Origin of the sequence: Pseudoalteromonas luteoviolacea DSM 6061 (genome assembly GCF_001625655.1) — a bacterium.
GTDB classification, from domain to species: domain Bacteria; phylum Pseudomonadota; class Gammaproteobacteria; order Enterobacterales; family Alteromonadaceae; genus Pseudoalteromonas; species Pseudoalteromonas luteoviolacea.
Genome location: NZ_AUYB01000138.1, coordinates 1 through 526 on the forward strand (window position 1 = coordinate 1; position 526 = coordinate 526).

Sequence of the window (526 nt, forward strand, 5' to 3'; positions counted from 1 at the left end):
TCGCTAATGGTGCTGAAGTGCGAGCAGCAATGGGCAAGGGAGTTTCTCAAATCGCTGGTGCGTTTAAAGCTGCTTTACCAGATTTGATGTCACAAAACAACATAGCAAATACTCCAACCGAGAATAGTAGCAATATTTCAGGCAGTGGCGGGGGAGGTTGTGGTGGTATATTTGCTGCTGCTGCAGCCGTATGTGGAGTAATACCTCTTCCTCCTATTGCTGGTATGGCTGACGTAACAGGCCAAAAAGAAAGAAATGAGCAAATGGCTACTGTATTGACAGAGAAAATCAAAGATATAGCGGGGGCAATCGCTTCTCCTCCACCTCCTGATGATGAAGAATCTAAAAATATGAGGACTCAAAATCATCATATGATTCCTCATAATAATTCTAAGTTTGCTCATCACAAGCACCCTTTAGTAAAGCAAGCAGAGATGAACTTGAAAACAGAAAAGTCAAATCTTATAAGGTTGTTAAACCACTCTGGGCCTCACAGTAAAAGCTACCATAGATTGGTTCAAGACAT

General features: G+C 42.0%; 1 protein-coding gene. It reads left to right on the forward strand.

The window, feature by feature from the left end; all coding sequences use genetic code 11:
• Positions 1-526 (forward strand): AHH domain-containing protein (locus tag N475_RS21845; RefSeq protein WP_211270624.1); only part of this gene is annotated, 526 nt, incomplete at both ends.